The 15,642-nt window shown below is 72.5% G+C and carries 14 protein-coding genes; 4 read left to right on the forward strand and 10 right to left on the reverse strand.

What is annotated here, in order from left to right:
- Positions 1 to 175 precede the first annotated feature (175 nt).
- Positions 176 to 865 (reverse strand): DUF899 domain-containing protein, encoded by a 690-nt coding sequence (locus CRP56_RS10695; RefSeq protein WP_097262626.1) that lies wholly within the window; start codon positions 863 to 865, stop codon positions 176 to 178.
- Between the two features lie 112 nt (positions 866 to 977).
- Positions 978 to 2,333: an amidohydrolase gene (locus CRP56_RS10700; RefSeq protein ID WP_097262628.1), complete on the reverse strand. Its 1,356-nt coding sequence runs from the start codon at positions 2,331 to 2,333 to the stop codon at positions 978 to 980.
- 125 nt (positions 2,334 to 2,458) lie between these two features.
- Between CRP56_RS10700 and CRP56_RS10705 the strand changes: the two genes are divergently transcribed.
- Positions 2,459 to 3,409, forward strand: a complete 951-nt coding sequence (locus CRP56_RS10705) for an endonuclease/exonuclease/phosphatase family protein (RefSeq protein WP_097262630.1) — start codon at positions 2,459 to 2,461, stop codon at positions 3,407 to 3,409.
- Here the strand turns inward: CRP56_RS10705 and CRP56_RS10710 are convergent.
- The 6 genes from CRP56_RS10710 to CRP56_RS10735 form a co-directional block, all read right to left on the reverse strand.
- Positions 3,406 to 5,268, reverse strand: coding sequence for an FUSC family protein (locus CRP56_RS10710; protein WP_097262633.1), 1,863 nt, complete (start codon positions 5,266 to 5,268; stop codon positions 3,406 to 3,408). The genes CRP56_RS10705 and CRP56_RS10710 overlap by 4 nt on opposite strands.
- Before the next feature lie 262 nt (positions 5,269 to 5,530).
- Positions 5,531 to 6,727 carry an FtsX-like permease family protein gene (locus tag CRP56_RS10715; RefSeq protein ID WP_097262635.1) on the reverse strand — a complete coding sequence of 399 codons (1,197 nt, stop codon included), beginning with the start codon at positions 6,725 to 6,727 and terminating at the stop codon, positions 5,531 to 5,533.
- Entirely contained in the window at positions 6,724 to 7,437 is a 714-nt protein-coding gene (locus CRP56_RS10720) for an ABC transporter ATP-binding protein (RefSeq protein WP_097262637.1), read from the reverse strand. The genes CRP56_RS10715 and CRP56_RS10720 overlap by 4 nt, the downstream gene beginning before the upstream one ends.
- A gap of 315 nt (positions 7,438 to 7,752) precedes the next feature.
- Entirely contained in the window at positions 7,753 to 8,799 is a 1,047-nt protein-coding gene (locus CRP56_RS10725; protein ID WP_097262639.1) for a hypothetical protein, read from the reverse strand.
- A gap of 14 nt (positions 8,800 to 8,813) precedes the next feature.
- Positions 8,814 to 9,605 (reverse strand): nucleotidyltransferase domain-containing protein, encoded by a 792-nt coding sequence (locus CRP56_RS10730; RefSeq protein ID WP_097262642.1) that lies wholly within the window; start codon positions 9,603 to 9,605, stop codon positions 8,814 to 8,816.
- Between the two features lie 120 nt (positions 9,606 to 9,725).
- On the reverse strand, positions 9,726 to 11,687 hold the full coding sequence (locus CRP56_RS10735; protein WP_097262644.1) for a toll/interleukin-1 receptor domain-containing protein: 1,962 nt from the start codon (positions 11,685 to 11,687) through the stop codon (positions 9,726 to 9,728).
- 38 nt (positions 11,688 to 11,725) lie between these two features.
- Between CRP56_RS10735 and CRP56_RS10740 the strand changes: the two genes are divergently transcribed.
- Positions 11,726 to 12,325 (forward strand): hypothetical protein, encoded by a 600-nt coding sequence (locus CRP56_RS10740; protein WP_097262646.1) that lies wholly within the window; start codon positions 11,726 to 11,728, stop codon positions 12,323 to 12,325.
- Between the two features lie 33 nt (positions 12,326 to 12,358).
- Here the strand turns inward: CRP56_RS10740 and CRP56_RS10745 are convergent, their stop codons facing one another.
- Positions 12,359 to 12,736: a hypothetical protein gene (locus CRP56_RS10745; protein ID WP_097262648.1), complete on the reverse strand. Its 378-nt coding sequence runs from the start codon at positions 12,734 to 12,736 to the stop codon at positions 12,359 to 12,361.
- Positions 12,737 to 13,430: 694 nt separating this feature from the next.
- On the opposite strand from CRP56_RS10745, the gene CRP56_RS10750 reads away from it, so the two are divergent.
- The gene (locus CRP56_RS10750; protein ID WP_097273915.1) at positions 13,431 to 13,841 is read left to right on the forward strand and encodes a RidA family protein; all 411 of its coding nucleotides are present in this window, start codon (positions 13,431 to 13,433) and stop codon (positions 13,839 to 13,841) included.
- On the forward strand, positions 13,838 to 14,311 hold the full coding sequence (locus CRP56_RS10755) for a GNAT family N-acetyltransferase (RefSeq protein WP_097262650.1): 474 nt from the start codon (positions 13,838 to 13,840) through the stop codon (positions 14,309 to 14,311). The genes CRP56_RS10750 and CRP56_RS10755 overlap by 4 nt, the downstream gene beginning before the upstream one ends.
- Before the next feature lie 15 nt (positions 14,312 to 14,326).
- Here the strand turns inward: CRP56_RS10755 and CRP56_RS10760 are convergent, their stop codons facing one another.
- Positions 14,327 to 15,313 carry a glycoside hydrolase family 6 protein gene (locus tag CRP56_RS10760; RefSeq protein ID WP_257040536.1) on the reverse strand — a complete coding sequence of 329 codons (987 nt, stop codon included), beginning with the start codon at positions 15,311 to 15,313 and terminating at the stop codon, positions 14,327 to 14,329.
- Positions 15,314 to 15,642: the final 329 nt, after the last annotated feature.

Genomic DNA, 15,642 nt, shown 5'->3' on the forward strand with positions numbered 1-15,642 from the left:
CTGCACCTCCGATCAAGCGTCCTTCTATGAGGAGTTAACGCTCTGGAGGGCCGAAACGGCTCGCTGAGTTGCGCTACTGAGACGTAGTTGACACCGGTTCAGCGCGCAGCGTGAGAAGTTGGTTACCGAACGGTCACTTCCGTTACCGCTCGTGTCAGTCCCTGTACGTTCCGCGTCAATCCTCGTACTCGTCGTGGTAGCGGACGCGCTCACTCCCCGCGGGCGCCCCCAGTGCCGACGCACGCCCCTCGGGCTCCTCCCACCCCTCCTGCCGGCCCAGCGCGGTCAGGTCCAGGAGGCTGGTCGTGGAGCCGAGCCCGTCCAGGCCGCGCTCGTACGTCGAGTACGTGTGGAAGACGCGGTCCCACTCCCGCAGGAAGCAGCTGATGCCGGGCCGCTCGACGAGCTCCCCCTCGTGCACGAGGGTCGCCTCGAAGTCGCGGTTGAAGGCGTCGCCGTACGACGAGTACCAGGGCACGGTCCATCCCATCCGCGCCTTGAACGGCAGGATCTTCGTGTACGGCGCCCGGGACACCGCCGCGAACGTGGTGTCCCGTGCCTTCAGATGCGCCAGATGCCCGATCTGGTCCAGGAACGCGGAGCAGCCGCGGCAGCCCGCGTCCCACTCCGGCGCGAACATGAAGTGGTGGACGACGAGCTGGGACCGTCCTTCGAAGAGGTCGAGCAGCGTCGCCTTGCCGTCGCCGCCCTCGAAGAGGTACTCCTCCTCGATCTCCACCATGGGCAGCCGACGCCGCTCGGCGTTGAGCGCGTCCCGCGCCCGTGTGGCCGCCTTCTCCCTGACCAGCAGTTCCCCGCGCGCCGCGCGCCACTCCTCGCGCGAGACGACCTCCGGAAGCGACATGAGCCCTCCTGTGCAACGGTCCGTTCGGGGTGGTGACCGTGGGCGGCGGCGGAACTCATCGCTGGGCCGGAGAATTTTTTCGTCGTGGTTTTCCGGCGGCTTCCGGCGGCTCTCAGGTGTCGTAGTCCTGGATCCGCCCGCCGTGACTCCGGTCCAGGAGCGCGGGCATCCGCTCCCCCAACTCCCTGACGACACCGGGCACATCGATGGTCAGCAGCTCCCGGTCGCGCATCAGGACCCGTCCGTCGACGATCGTCGTGCGGACGTCGGAGGAGCGGGCGCTGTGGACGAGGGTGGCGGCGAGGTCGTGGACGGGCTGGGTGTGCGGGCCGGTGAGGTCGACGAGGACGAGGTCGGCGCGGCGGCCGGGGACGAGGGTGCCGAGAGTGTCGCCGAGTCCGACCGCGCGGGCGCTCTGGAGGGTGGCATGGTGCAGGGCCTGGCGGGAGGTCAGCCAACGGGGGTCGCCGGTCGTGGACTTCTGGATGAGCGCGGTGAGCGCCATCGACTCCCACACGTCGAGGGAGTTGTTGGAGGCGGCGCCGTCGGTGGCGAGGCCGACGGGGATGCCGAGGTCGTGCAGGGCGCGGATCGGGGTGGTGGTGGGCCAGGCGAACTTGAGGTAGCCGCGGGGTGCGGTGGCGACGGAGACACGGCCGGTGGCACCGGCGAGGACGGGCAGGTCGCGGTCGAGGATGCCGGTGCCGTGGGCGATGAGGACGTCGGTGTCGAGGATGCCGGTGCGGGCCAGCACCTCGATGGGGGTGACGCCGTGGCGTTCGAGGCTGGCGTCGGCCTGGTCGCGGTTCTCGGCGGCGTGGAGGTGGACGGGGAGGCCGTGGGCGCGGGCCAGTTCGGCGGTGGCGGCGAGGTCGGCGTCGTCCACGGTGTAGGGGGCGTGCGGGGCGAGGGCGGTGGTGATGCGGCCGGCGGCGCCGCCGCGGTGCCGGAGCGCGAACTCCAGTGATCTCTCCCGCCCTTGGGGCCCCTGGGAGGAGAAGTAGGCCTCCCCGAGGTGCGCCCGGATGCCGCACTCCTCGACGACGGAGGCGACGGCGTCCATCGCGAAGTAGTGGTCGGCGAAGCAGGTGACGCCCCCGCGGATCATCTCCGCGCAGGCGAGCCGGGCGCCCAACTCCACCAGCTCCTCGGTGAGGTTGGACTCGACCGGCCAGACGACGTCGTTGAACCACTCCTCGGTCGGCAGGTCCTCGGCGACCCCGCGCAGGGCGACCATCGGGGCGTGGGTGTGGCAGTTGACGAGCCCGGGCAGGGCCACCTGCCCCCGCGCGTCGATGTGTGCGGCGGCGGGCGGAGGTTCGGTCGAAGGTTCGGTCGCCGTGAGGGACTCGATGACACCGCCCCGTACGACGATGGTGACGTTCTCCTCGAACCCGACGGCCTCCTCGTCGTCGTGGACGAGGGCGGTGCATCCGGTGATGACGAGGTCGGCGGGAGAGTCGGTCATCACGCCAACGTACGGCGTGGTCGTCGGGTCGCGTGAGCCGAACCGCGCATCGCGTCCCGGCTCTGTCGCGGCGCCGTCCGGACGCGCACGCTTGCCTCATGACACCGCCCGGAAGGGGGACCGGCATGCTCATCGGCACCTGGAACCTGGAGAACCTGTACCGCCCCGGCGGCCAGTTCGGCCCGCCCGACAAGGCCGCGTACGAGACGAAGCTGGCCGCTCTGGCCGGCACGATCACGGAGCTGAACCCGACGCTGCTGGGCGTGCAGGAGGTCGGTGAACCGGAGGCGCTCGGGGACCTGGTCGGCATGCTGGAGGGCGACTGGCACACCGCCCTCTCCAGCCACCCGGACGGCCGGGGCATCCGGGTCGGCTTCCTCAGCCGGGTCCCGTTCGAGGTGCTGGCCGACACGAACGCGTTCCCGGCACGGCTGCGTGCGGTGCAGGCGGACGACGAGGGAGGCGTGGCCGCGGAGGCGGGCCGCGGCTTCCTGGCGGTGGAGGCGGCGACGGAGGCCGGCCCGCTGCGGGCCGCGGTCTGCCATCTGAAGTCGAAGCTGCTGTCGTATCCGGGCGGCCGGTTCCTGCCCCACGACGAGGGCGAACGGGCACGCTACGGGGCGTACGCGCTGTACCGGCGGGCGGCGGAGGCGACGGCGTTGCGCGCGCTGGCCGATGTGCTGCTGGCGGGGGACGGCCGGGAGCGGGACGTGGTCGTGCTGGGTGATCTGAACGACGAGGTGCAGGCGGCGACCACGCAGATCCTGCTGGGGCCGCCCGGCTCGGAGATCGGCACGCCCGGCTTCGACCGGCCGGACGGAGGCGACGCGCTGCGCCTGTGGGACGTGGCCCCCCTCATCCCCGCCGAGCAGCGCTTCTCCCGCGTCAACTCCGGGCGCCGCGAACTGATCGACCACATTCTGCCGAGCCACCACCTGGTCCACCGGGTGACGGCGGCGGGCACCGGCCTGCCGGACGAGGCGGCACCCGAGCTGCCGTCCGTGGACGCGAATCCGGCGGCACGGCGAGGGGCGCCGGGGTCGGACCACGCGCCGGTGTGGGCACGGATCGACTAGACAGCCAGCGGGAGTTCGGGCAGACGCACCCGCAAGTGACCGCGCTCTTCGGCCAGTTGGTCCAGCAGCTCGGCCAGCCGCTCGGTGTGCAGGGGCGTGAGCCGGCCCGAATCATCGAGGTGTACGGCGCACGCGGTAGTCGTGTCGACGAGCTCTTCGAGTACGGCGACGACATCGCCCGCGCCCGCCGAGTGCCGGGCGAGCGGCGGGAGTTCGGCGGCGGCCAGGGCGATGGCGGTACGGGCCTCGGCGAGCGTGCGATAGGCCTCGCGGCGCAGCCTCCAGCGGACGCGACGGCTGTCGGCGTCCGGGTCCGTCTCGTGCAGGACGTGGGAGAGGTAGGCCTGGGCGGCCTCGCTCGCCGCGCCGAGCCGGGCCCGGACTCCGCCGCCGCGCTGCCCCGGCATCGGCAGATGACCGACGACGAGCACGAGCGCGCACGCCAGCAGCGTCTCGCCGATCCGGCTCAGGGAGGCCTGCGGTTCGCCGCCGACCATCACCAGGGCGAGCACCAGGACGGTGACCACGGCGGTCTGGGCGGCGAAGTGCCGGGTGGCGACGGGGATGAGCGCCCCGCTCACGGCGACGAGCGCGATGAGCCCTTCGGGCCGGGGCAGTACGGCGGCGAAGGCGGCGAACACGAGCGCGCCGAGCACCGTCCCCGCAGCCCGGCACAGCACCCGCGAGACCAGCGGCCCGAGATCCGGCTTGACGAGGAAGACGGCGGTGGCGGGCAGCCAGTACCAGTGCTGGTGCTGCCCGTACCAGTGGGAGTGGTGCAGGCCCTGGGCGATGGCGGCGCTGGCGCCGAAGCTGAGGGCGACCCGCAGCCCGTACTCCCGTCCGCCGCTGCCGAACGCGGCCCGCAGCAGATCCCCGGCGGCCCGCCGGCGGGTGTGCAGATCCCCGCCCTTGCCGCGGTCGAAGGCCTCGGCGGCGTGCAGCAGGGCGTCGTCGAGCGCGCGCAGGGCGGGGGCGGACCGGATGGGGGCGGGCAGCGGCCCGGTGTGCGTGTTCTCGCGTACGGCGGTGGCGAGCCGGCGGGGCCCTTCACCGGCCCTGGCGGTGGTGGCCTCCCCCGCCCAGGCGAGCGCGGTGGCCGCCTCGGCGAGCGGGAGCGCGGCAGCGTACTGGGCGTGCAGCCGCCGCTCGGCGGCGGAGCTGGCGTAACGCCGCAGTCGGGGCCCGGCGAGGGCGTCCTGGGCGTGGTCGAGAGCGGCGGTCAGAGAGGCGCGGCGGGCGGTGGCGTGGGCGGCACCTACGGCGTCGAGAAGGTCGGCGACGGCGTCGTACACCCGTGCGACCGCCTCCCGCTCCCCGTCGAACCGGAAGTCACCGGCGAGCGAGCCGGGCGTGGGCAGGGCAAGCCGCAGCGCGAGCAGCCATCCTGCCCCCGCGAGATAGCCGAGCGCCCTTTGCCAGCCCGCCTCCGGCAGCGGCATCCCGGCGCCGATCGCGGCGGCGACGAGCAGCTGCGTCCCCGCCCCGGAGGCGACCGGCCCGATGGCACTCATGCCGCCGGCGACCAGCCCGAGCCCGGTGAGGAGAAGGGTGAGGGGCAGAGCGGAGACGTGCTGTCCGGCGTACGTCCCGACGAGCATCCCCAGCGCCCCGGCCACCGCCGGGACCCCGATCCGCTGGACGGAGGCCCGCCGGCTGCCGGGCCGGTCGTTGATCCCGGCGAGCATCGCGGCGATGGCGGCGACGACACCGAGGGAGGTGCGGTCGGCGAGCACGGCGGCGAGCAGCAGGGGTCCGGCGGAGAGGGCACCGCGCAGGACGGCGTTCCAGGGGACGGGGCCGCGCTGGGTGCGAAGGGTGTGGGCGAGCCAGGGCGGGAGGTCGAGCGGGCGTGACACTGGGCTCCTGTCGGCTGGTCGAGGGCGGGGGTGTGCCTTCGGGCGACGGTGGCCGGGCGGTACGTGTCCACGGTAGATCGCGGGGTGGGCGGAGATGGGGCGGTCGTATTGCGGGGATGTGACGGTTGGCCGGATGTCCGTTTTCTTTATGAACGCAACCGGGAGCGGGCGGAGCGAGCCCGCGGGCGTGGCCTGCCCCCGGGCCCTGTTTGATGCCGTCCAACCCAAGGGTTGTTCGGCGTTTCCGGACGACGTCGCACCCTCAGCTGTGCGCGCGGGCGGCGAGATAGGGATCCCGGCGAAGAACGTCCCGGCTGCCGAGAAGAGTCCCGGCGGCCAGTCCGATGCCGGGCAGCAGAAACGCCGCGGCGCCCCAGACCGGCCCCGGCAGGGCATCAGGAACGGTGATGGGCAGACCGAGAACATCACTGAGCGGACCGGCCAGCACGACGGACACCCCCGTACCGACCACCGCCCCGACCGCCCCCGCCACTCCCCCGGACAACGCGGCCTCACCGAGCAGAATCCGCCGCAGCTCGCCCCGGCCGGACCCCAGAATCCGCAGAATCGCGAACTGCCCGATCCGCGCCCGCGCACTGTCCGCGGCCCGGACGGCACCCAGCCAGACGGCACCGAGGGCCAGGACGAGCACACCGACACGCATCGCGAGATCGGCGGCGCCGAAGAGACCCGGCAGGTTCCGTACCCGGTCGGACACGGCGGAGGCGGAAAACCCGCCGCCCTGAAGGGACTTGACGACACCGGCGACCTGCCCCTGATGCCCGACCACGACGACGGCGGACCGGGCACCCTCCTTGCCCCGGAAGACATCCACGGCCTGCCCGGCGCGTGCCGCGGCGAGCAGGGCGGCGGTGTCCTCGGAGAGATACGCGACTCCGGGTCCGTCGGCCTGCCAACTCGGGTCGTACAGCGCGACGATCCTCAGCTTGATGACAGCGGTGGTACCGGCCCCGGCTCCGGTCGCCTGGGTGTATCCGAAGGCGACGGTACGACCGAGGAGCGGAGCGAAGTCGGTGCCCTGGGCGGTGGCGGGCAACACCACCTGCTCCCGACCGAGTTCGGCGGGGAGAGCACCCTTCGTCACGGGCAGGTCGTCGCCCGGGGTGAGGGTGTGGCCGGTGAGGTCGTACGTCCCTTCGTCCTCGGCGTAGAGCGTGGCGGGGTAGTCGGCGACGACATGCCGGACCCCGGGCACGCTCCTGACCTCCCGAAGAGCGGAGTCGGTGAGCGGCCGAACGGAGTCGTCCCCTTCGAACGACGACAACTCGACCTGGGTGAGCCCACCCGAGCCGAGCACGTCCCGCTGCACGGCCCCGGCGGCACCGGCGGCCACGCCGGCGGCGGTGGTGAGGAGCGCGGCCATGACGGCGAGGGTGGGCAGCGCCCTGCGCAGGGAACGCGGGTCCCGCTTCCAGGTGTGGAGGCTCCAGCGGCTCATGCGGGGTCCTCCTTGCGGGTGTTGCCGGTGCGGGCGTTCTCCATGGACACGTCGCAGAGCACTCCGGCGTCGAGGGCGTACCGCCGCTCGCAGGTCTCGGCGACGCCGCGATCGTGGGTGACGAGAAGGACGGCGGCGCCCTGCGCGGCGCACGAACGCAGCGCTCCCCTCACGAGGTCGGCGTTCTTAGGGTCGAGTCCCGAGGTCGGCTCGTCGGCCAGGACCAGCACGGGTTGCTTCACAGCGGCCCGAGCGACGGCGACCCGCTGCCGCTGCCCACCGGAGAGCTCGGCGACCGGACGGTCGGCCAGCTCCCCCATGCCGAGGTCACCGAGCAGATCCCGAGCCACACCACGATGCCGCCCGAACCGCGGCCCGAAGGCGGCGGCGACGTTCTCCCAGGCGTTGAGAAAGCTCAGGAGCCCGAGATCCTGAAGAACGACCCCGATCTCCCGCCGCCGCAGCAGATCCCGCTCGCTAGGCGTGAGCAAGCCGGTGTTCGTCCCTCCGATGCGCAGGGAACCGGCGCTCGGCGTGAGGATCAGCCCGAGAAGGGCGAGCAGGGTGCTCTTGCCGGAGCCTGAGGGGCCTTCTACGGCGGCCGTCTCTCCTGGCGCCAGGGCGAGGTCGGCATGGGCCAGTCCGCCGCCGGATGCGTGGGTGAAGGCCAGCTCCTTGGCGACCAGGGCGACTTGGGGCGAGGTGGTCACGGGTGAACTGCTCCTTCGGTGGTCGGACGCCGGGCAGGAAGGAGGCAGTCCAGCAGCCCCGTCGGGCCCCAACCGGCCCACGGACCGTACAAGTTGCGCACCGGTTCAAGATCGGCTGAAAGAGCCCACTGTCGTCTGCTCTGTTGACCGATCGCGGTTCCGATCTCTCGGGTTCGGCAGCGTGCACCGCGAGCCTCGGCGGCTCGGGTGAGTGCGAAGCGGGTTCACCGCAAGGCGTGTTCCGGCCAGTCAGGGACGGTCGAGTTCACACCGAAGCGTGAGCGGACAGCCACAGGGGAGCGGTGGCGGCCGGCGTCATCCCGCCGCCGCTGTCGCAGGCTTCTCCGACCACACCTCCCGCATGAGGGCCCGACGCTCTCTCGACGCGGGTACACGCCGAAAGCCGCGGGCGGACTCCTGGTGGACGCAGTCGATGCCGTAGCGGTGCAGGAGTGCGATGTCGTCGGGGTCCGGTGCCTCGGGGAACAGCGCCGTGAGGGTGTGCGCCGGGGCCGGGCTGTGGGGGGCGTAGTCGAGGAGCTGGGCCAGCGCCTGCCGTACATGACCGTGGTCGGCGGCGCTCTTCACCTCGATCACCTCGGGCTCGCCGGTGTGCTCGACGTACATGTCGCTGATGCCGGCCGGGCAGAAGAACCGGCCGGCCGTCAGTCCGCGATCGGCGAGGAACTGCCGGTACTCACGCACGAGTCGGGCTTCGCGCCGATCGACGACGATCAGGCGTCGGCTCCGCCGGTAACCGGTCCGATGAGTACGCAGTTCCTCAAGCGCGGCGATACGCACAGGATCCACGCTTCCTGCGACCGCCGACGGCGGCGGCGGCGACGGCTCGTTCGTCGCACTCGGCACGATCATGAAGTCTTCGAGGACCGACCTGGCCTTGTCGCCCCGCAGGACCATCTGGCCGGGAAAGTTGTGGGCGGCCCGGTATCCGATCGACGCGTTCAGTTCCTCGTAAGTGATGCCGGACGGCACCACGTCGAGAAGGCTGTAGACGGTGTGCCAGCTCGGCGCGTCGGCCCGGGGCGGCCACAGCGCATCGGCGAGGTCTCGGTTGCGGAAGATCGCTCCGACCTCTCCTATGGCACGCACCTGCCCCTGCCCCGTGAACAGCACGACGTCGCCGGTGGCGACGTCCGCGAATTTCCTGTCGTGGGCGGGGGTAGCTCCCCAGAACCTCGCCCGGCCGTCCGGGTGAAGTGACTGGAGCTGTTCCCGTTGTTCCGGGGTGAGCAGGCGGTCGTGGCGTGGCGCCGTGAAGTCCACCTGCCGGTCGATCGTGTCCGCCCAGTGGCGCCGTGTCTCGGTGCTTCCGTACGACGGGGAGATGAGCACCCGCACCATGCTTTCCTGCCCTCCTAGAGATCCGCGGCGCTGCCCCGGCTCGCTGCCTCGATGATCGCCTCGGCCCGGGTGACCGCCTGGATCAGGGAATCCGGGGTCGCTTCCTGGGAGAGTGACGCGACGACGCCGTCCACGGTTCGCATCCCGGCTCTTTCCAGGAGCCGCTTCTCGTTGGTCACCCACTCGCCCCGGGACGCCATCACCCCGTGTGCCGTCTGTACGGCGGCCGTGGCGATCGCGCCGGCGAGTTCGGTGACGCGGCCGGCGGTGGCGTGGGCGGCCTTGGCGTAGGAGAGGGTGGCGCGGGCGGTGCCGTACCAACGGTCGCTCGCCGTGCGGCGCAACTTCGCGGGGTAGCCGTCCAGGCGCGGCAGATCACCCCGCAGCACCTCATTGATCGCCAACTCGGCCACCACCAAGTAGCTGGGAATCCCCGCCAGATGGAAGAGCAACGGCTCCACATGGAAGCGTCCCTCCTCCGCCTCCGCCAACTCGTGTTCCACGACGTCGAGATCGCGGTAGTGGACGTCGACGCGGCGCCCGTCGACGGTCAGCCACGCGCCGCCGTTGAAGACGCCCCCGCCCCAGCCGCCGACGTCCGACACCTCGCCCTCCCAGCCGACGGCACGGAGGTCGGCGGGGTTGAAGGGGCCGCGGTAGTACACCGCCAGGTCCCAGTCGCTGTCCGGGCGATGCGTGCCCTGCGCGCGCGAGCCGCCGAGGGCCACGGCCTGGACGGTGGGCAGCTCGGCGAGGCGGTCGGCGGTGGTGTCGAGGAACGCGGCGTCGGAGAGGGTGGTGGGCATGAGTGCAGCGTACGAAGCCGGGTGACGCACTTCCACGCGATTACGCGCCGCCACCACCCCCGAGCCCGGCGTCGGCCGCCCCGCCCACACCCCGGAGCCCAGCGCCGGCCGACCCCGCCCTCACGCGCCCGTCGCCACCCCGAAGTCCGCCCCCGAGATCCCGCCCAGACGGTCGGCGATCGTACGCAACGGACCTTGCAGGGACGACAGTTCGGATCGCATCGTTTCCGCCTCCGGCCAAGCCGTCTCGTGGTCGAGAGGGGCCGTGTCCGTCGGGCAGCGGGCCTCGTACGCGGCCAGGCGTGGGTGCCAGGTCGACGTGAAGGGGCGGATGACGTCGTTGATCAGGCCGTACGCGAGGGTCTGGACCGTGGGCGCGCCGCCGGCCGAACCCCGTTCCAGACCGATGCTGTACGTGTGCAGCGTCGCGCGCGTGAAGTCGATCAGTGACTTCAGGGACGTCAGCGCCTCCCGCAGGCTCCCCGTCCCCGGCGCCAGTTCCTGCACCCCGATCCGTGTGACGAGCTCGACCTGGATGTCGAAGGCGGCCATCCGCTCCGACTCGCTGGGCGCTGTCATGGGTGCCTCCCTTCGGCCACCGGGGAAGGCCAGCGTAACCGGGTCGCGGCGGGCGCACAGGGTGCGCAGGGCGGCTCGGCGCAGGGTCTCCGTGCGGGCGGGGGCCGGGTCGTGGTGGTGCCAGGCGTGCAGGGTGACCGGGTGGAGCTGCCAGCCGCCGTCGGCGACCGGGGTGAGCAGCCCGCGCACGCGCAGTTCGGCGATGCCGTTGTCGGCGCGGCGGTGGGCGACGGCTCTCGGTACCCGATCGGCGGCGGCCAGCGCCTGCTCCGCGTCCTCGGCGGTCAGCGGCAGCGGATGCAGCGCCGCGGCGCACCGGAGCGCGTCGGCGGCGTCCCGTGTGTCCACGTCGCGTACGAGAGCGGCGGTCACGTCCTCGCCCGCCAGTGTGTCGAGGAGTGAGCCACCGCGCGCGTGCAGCCGGTCGTAGAGCGCACGGGCGTCGTGGCCTGCGGCGACGGCCCGGCCGAGGAGCGTGAGGGCGAGGGGGTGGCCGCCCATGGCCTCCGCGAGCGTGTCGTCGCCGCCGACGAGCACGCGCGCGTGGGGCGGGTCGAGGGGGCCGAGGTCCACGGCGGTGCCGAGTCCGCCGTACGCCCTGCTGCGCAGCGTGAAGAGGGTGTGGCCCAGGGGGTGCGGGGCCGCCATGCCGAGGATCTCGCGCGCGGGGAGCCGGCCGGCGGGGACGGCGTCGACGATCCAGAGGAACGGTTCGCCGAGCGCCTCGAAGTGCTCGAAGTGGTCGTACGGCTCGGCGATGCCCAGCGCGCGCAACGAGTCGTCGTACGCCTCCCCGTTCAGCCAGAAGACCCCGCCCGGGTACGCCGCCTCGAAACGGAGCGCGTACTCCTGGGCGAGGGCGGTCTTGCCGATGCCGGCCGCGCCGCGGATCTGGACGGCGTGGGCGGCGGCGCGGCCGGTGACGAGGGGCGCGGCGTGGGCGTGCAGCGCGGAGTGTACCTGCCACAGTTCGGAGAGCCGGCCCAGGAATCCGGGGTGCGGCTGCGGTGTGCCCGGCTGCCGAGGTCGTACGCCGAACGGCTGCGGTGTGCCCGGTCGCCGACGCCGTACGCCGAACTCGCGGACGGGCATGGGGCCGTCGAGGCCGGCGACATGCGCGCGTACGGCGTCGACGAGCGTGGCGAGGTCGTCGTCCGAGGCGTGCCGGGCGTCCCGGAGTTCGACGGGGTGGATATGGCCGGTTCCCCGCTCCGGGTTGACGACCATGACCCGGCGCCGCGGGTCGCCTTCACCGAGTCCCGCCAGATACGCGGTGATCAGCTCCCACTGGCAGGCCTCGCGTTCGGGGTAGCCGGCGGAGTAGTACGCCAGCAGGGCCTTGGAACGGGCCAGTTCACGGCGGATGGTGTCGCTGATGCCCGCGAAGGACGCGACTCCCGTCTCGTCCGTGAACACCCGAAGGCCCCCGCCGCGCAACGCCCGCGCGAGCGGACGGACCCGCTCCACATCACTGCGGCTGTAGCTGAGGAAGACGTCCCACACGGCGACTTACCTTACTGTGGGTACCGGGGAGGTCGATCATGGCAAACAGGCAGCGCAGGCGGCGCCGACCGGGCGGCCCGGCTCAGGTCACGGCCAAGCTGACGATTCCGTTCGTTGGCGAGATCTCGGGTACGTGGGAGCCGGCGGACGCGGAACGCAGTGCGGCCTGGGAGCTGTACCTGGAACTCGTCACGCGCGTGTCGGTCGAGGAACTCGACCTGGACGAGGGCTTCCTGCGCGAGGCGCTGTCCTCCCTCTACACCTTCTTCAACACGACCCGCGAGATACTGCGCCGCTACGGCCCCGACGTCGCCCCTCCCCTGGCCCCCGGCCATGTCAGCTTCGGCGTCCTCGCGGTGACGGTCCTCAACCGCGTCCTGCGGCCGCTGCTCGCGTCGTGGCATCCGCGGCTCACGGCGTACGAGTCGCAGCGGCCGGAGGGGCACGATCCGGTGGCGTGGGAGCGGGAGTGGGAACACGCGGCCGCGCTGCGCGAGCGAATCGGCGAGGTCCGCCAGACCCTGGTCTCGCTGGCGCGGACCCTTCAGGAGGTGGCGGACGTCAGCGATCTCATCGACCTGCCTACTCCTCGGTCCTCGGGGGCGGGTAACCCCCCCCGCAGGTCAGAGGGGTCCTGACGGTTCAGAGGGGTGAAGTCGCCCTTCGGGGGCTCACCAGAGGTCCTGATGCCGATGCCGAGTGGGTGGGTGGTCGAGCTCCTCGGCCCACTGGAGCAGCGCTTCCGCGGGAGCGGCACGCAACTCGAGACGGGCGGCGGACCGGAAGGCCTGGAGCGCGGCGCGGGCGCGGCGCTCGTACGGGCTGCTCGGCCGGTCGTTGATCGCCCGGGGGTACGTGTACGAGGTGAAGCTCCGCACGACTCGTCGCGGCAGGGGGCGACGGCCCTCTCGGCGGGCGCGGGTCAACTCCGCGGACGTGTAGCGGAGTTCAGGGACGGCGTTGCCGGTCCAGGGGCCTGGCAGGCCCAGCGACCAGAACGCGGGGAGGGTGCGGTGCCGGCTGGGGACGTGATGGGCGGTGCGGGACACGCATGAGCCTCCTGGGACCGAGCGCACCTTGCGGCTGCCGACGCCCGTCGCGCGAAGCGCCGTCCGACGAAGGCTGACAGCCGCCGCTCCGTCCCGTCGAGCGGTTATCCGCGGGAGACGGCTGCCTTCGGTTATCCGCGGGAGGCGACTGCCGTCGGTCATCTGCGGGAGGCGACTGCCTCCGGTCATCCGCGGGAAGCGACTGCCTCCGGCCATCCGCAGGAAGCGACTGGCTCCGGTTATCCACAGGAGGCCGCTGCCCCGGGCGATTGTCAGTGGGACGCGCTTCAATGGGATGTGTTGTCACAGAGCGTGACGGCGGGCTGTGGCCGGAAGGCCGCGGTGTGCCATGGGGGAGGCAGCGATGGCGAGTTCGGGTCGCGGAGAGCATGAAGAGGACGGGCGGCGGTACGTCTCCTTGGCCGGACTGCGCATGCGGGGCTGGGCCGGTGGCATGGTGCACCGGCTGCTCGGGCCGCCGGACCGGCTGAGTGTGAATCCGCGGGTCAGAGCGGCACCCCCGGTGCGGCTCTATCGCGTCGAGCGGGTCGAGGCGGCGGAGCGGGGGCGCGGGCTGCGGCCCGGGCCGACGGCCGTGCCGCAAAAATCGGATGCGCTGCCCAACCGCCCCTTGGATGATCGCCAGGTTGTCCGACAGGTCGTCCGTCGCCCGTCCAGCACCTCGGGAGCCCCCATGATCCGGCGCGTCACCGCCCCCGCCCTCTTCCCGCCACCCACCTACTCCCACGCCTCCGTCGTCGAGGCCGGCACGAAGCTGGCGTTCCTCGCCGGGTCCGTGCCGCTGGACGCCCAGGGAAGCCTCGTCGGCGAAGGGGATCCGGTGCGGCAGGCCGAGCAGGTGATCGCGAATCTGGAGGAGCAACTGCGAGCGATCGGCAGCGACTTGGCCCATGTGCTCGCCACCGACGTGTACGTCGTGAGTCAGGAGACCTCGGTCCTCTCCGCCGTCTGGGAGGTGGTCGAGGCGTCCGGACTCAGCACCGGGCCGCACTCGTCGACGCTGATAGGGGTGGCCTGCCTCGGATACAGCGGGCAGTTGGTGGAGATCACGGCGACGGCCGCGATCCCGGAGGAGGCGCGATGAACGACGACACCGCGGGCGTCACGATTCGGCGCGCCACCCCCGCCGACGCCGCCGCGGCGGCCGACGTGTGGCTGCGGTCGTTCGACGCCGCACTGCCGACGGTCGTCAGGCCGCGGTCCGACGACGAGGTGCGGAACTACATCCGGGACGTGGTCGTGCCGCTGCGGGAGACCTGGGTAGCGGAGACGACCGACCCCGGGCAGCGGGAGATCGTGGGGATCATGGTGCTCAACGGCGACCTGCTCTCCCAGCTCTATCTCGCCCCGGACCGGCGCGGACAGGGCATCGGGGACCGGTTCGTCGCGCTCGCCAAGGAGCGCAGTCCACAGGGGCTGCAGCTGTGGACCTTCCAGGTCAACAAGCCCGCCCACCGCTTCTACGAGCGGCATGGCTTCGTCGCGGTCGAGCACACGGACGGGAGGGGGAACGAGGAGCGGGAGCCGGACGTGCGGTACGTATGGCGGCCGTGAGCGATCCGGGGTGCTTCAGCGGAGGGCGTTTCGGGCCAGCTCCAGTGCGTACGACGGCCACCAGCTGCCCGCCGCCGGGCCGCTCCGGCAGGTGCCGTCGGACTCGCCGGGGCGCTTGATCCAGAGGTAGGCGTCCAGGCGGGGGTTGCCCGTGTGCGTCGTCGGGGGTTCGCCGAGGGCTCGGCCGGGCGGGTTGCACCAGCTGTCGGTTCCGGAGTACGGGCCGTTGCCGTTGCGGCTGGTGTCGATGACGTAGTGCTTGCCGCCGAGGTCCGCCGACAGCCAGTCGCCGTACGCGGAACTGGCCTCGTTGGTCTGGAAGTTGGAGACGTTCAGCGCGAAGCCGTCGGCTTGGGCGATGCCCGCTGCCGCGAGCGCGTCGACCAGGCGCCAGGCCTCCGGAATCCAGCCGGAGTTGCCCGCGTCGAGGTACACGTGGGTGTGCGGGCTGCTCGTGAAGCGGTCGACGGCGTAGGCGAGCAGGGCGTAGCGGTCGTCCGCCACCACCTCGGTGCAGCCCGCCACCACCTGGGCGACGGCGTCGGGTTCGACGATCACATAGGCGCCGCGGTCGCCGAGGGCGTCGGCGAACTCGTCGACCCACGCGCGGTAGTCGTCCGCGCTCGGCGCGCCTCCGCTGGAGTACAGGCCGCAGTCGCGGTGGGGGATGTAGTACGCCACGAGTACGGCGGTCCGGCCGGCCAGGGCGGCGTCGGTGGTGCGGGCGCGGACCACCGGGCCGGGGTTCGGACCGGTCATCCACTCGGCCTGGGGACGCGTCGCGATGCGGTCCATCAACGCGGCGTCCGTGTCCCGCCCCGCCAGCCTCCACTCGGCGGCCTGCTGTGCGGCCCGGGAGTCGGGGTTCGTCCAGAACGGCTCGGCCTCGTCTCCCGAGGCGCCGGTGCAGCACAACCCGGCGAGCAGCAGCGCGGCGAGCAGCAGCGCGGCGAGCACGGTGCACGGAGCCCGGCCACCCGCCACCGACGACCACCTGAACACCGGCGACTCCCGTCCCGCCGCCGCCGAGCATGAGGAGGTGGGGGGAGACGCGGGGGCGGCGCCACGTCCCGACGGAAGTGTGCGGTCGTACCGCCTCCGCCCCTGGCGCACCGCCGACCGACCCCTGCCAGGATCACCCCGACGGCGGCCTCTCACCGGCTCGGTGCGCCGCGGCACCGCCGGCCTCGCCGCACTGGAAGGGCCACGAACCCCACACCCCACCGGCAAGAGCCGCGAACCTCATAGGACCGCGCCCCTGACCCATTGCCAGGGCCGCGAACCCTTCACCTCGCTGGGAAGGCCGGGGAACCCACAGGGCCGCGAACCCT

The organism is Streptomyces sp. TLI_55 (assembly GCF_900206255.1).
GTDB classification, from domain to species: Bacteria; Actinomycetota; Actinomycetes; order Streptomycetales; family Streptomycetaceae; genus Streptomyces; species Streptomyces aquilus.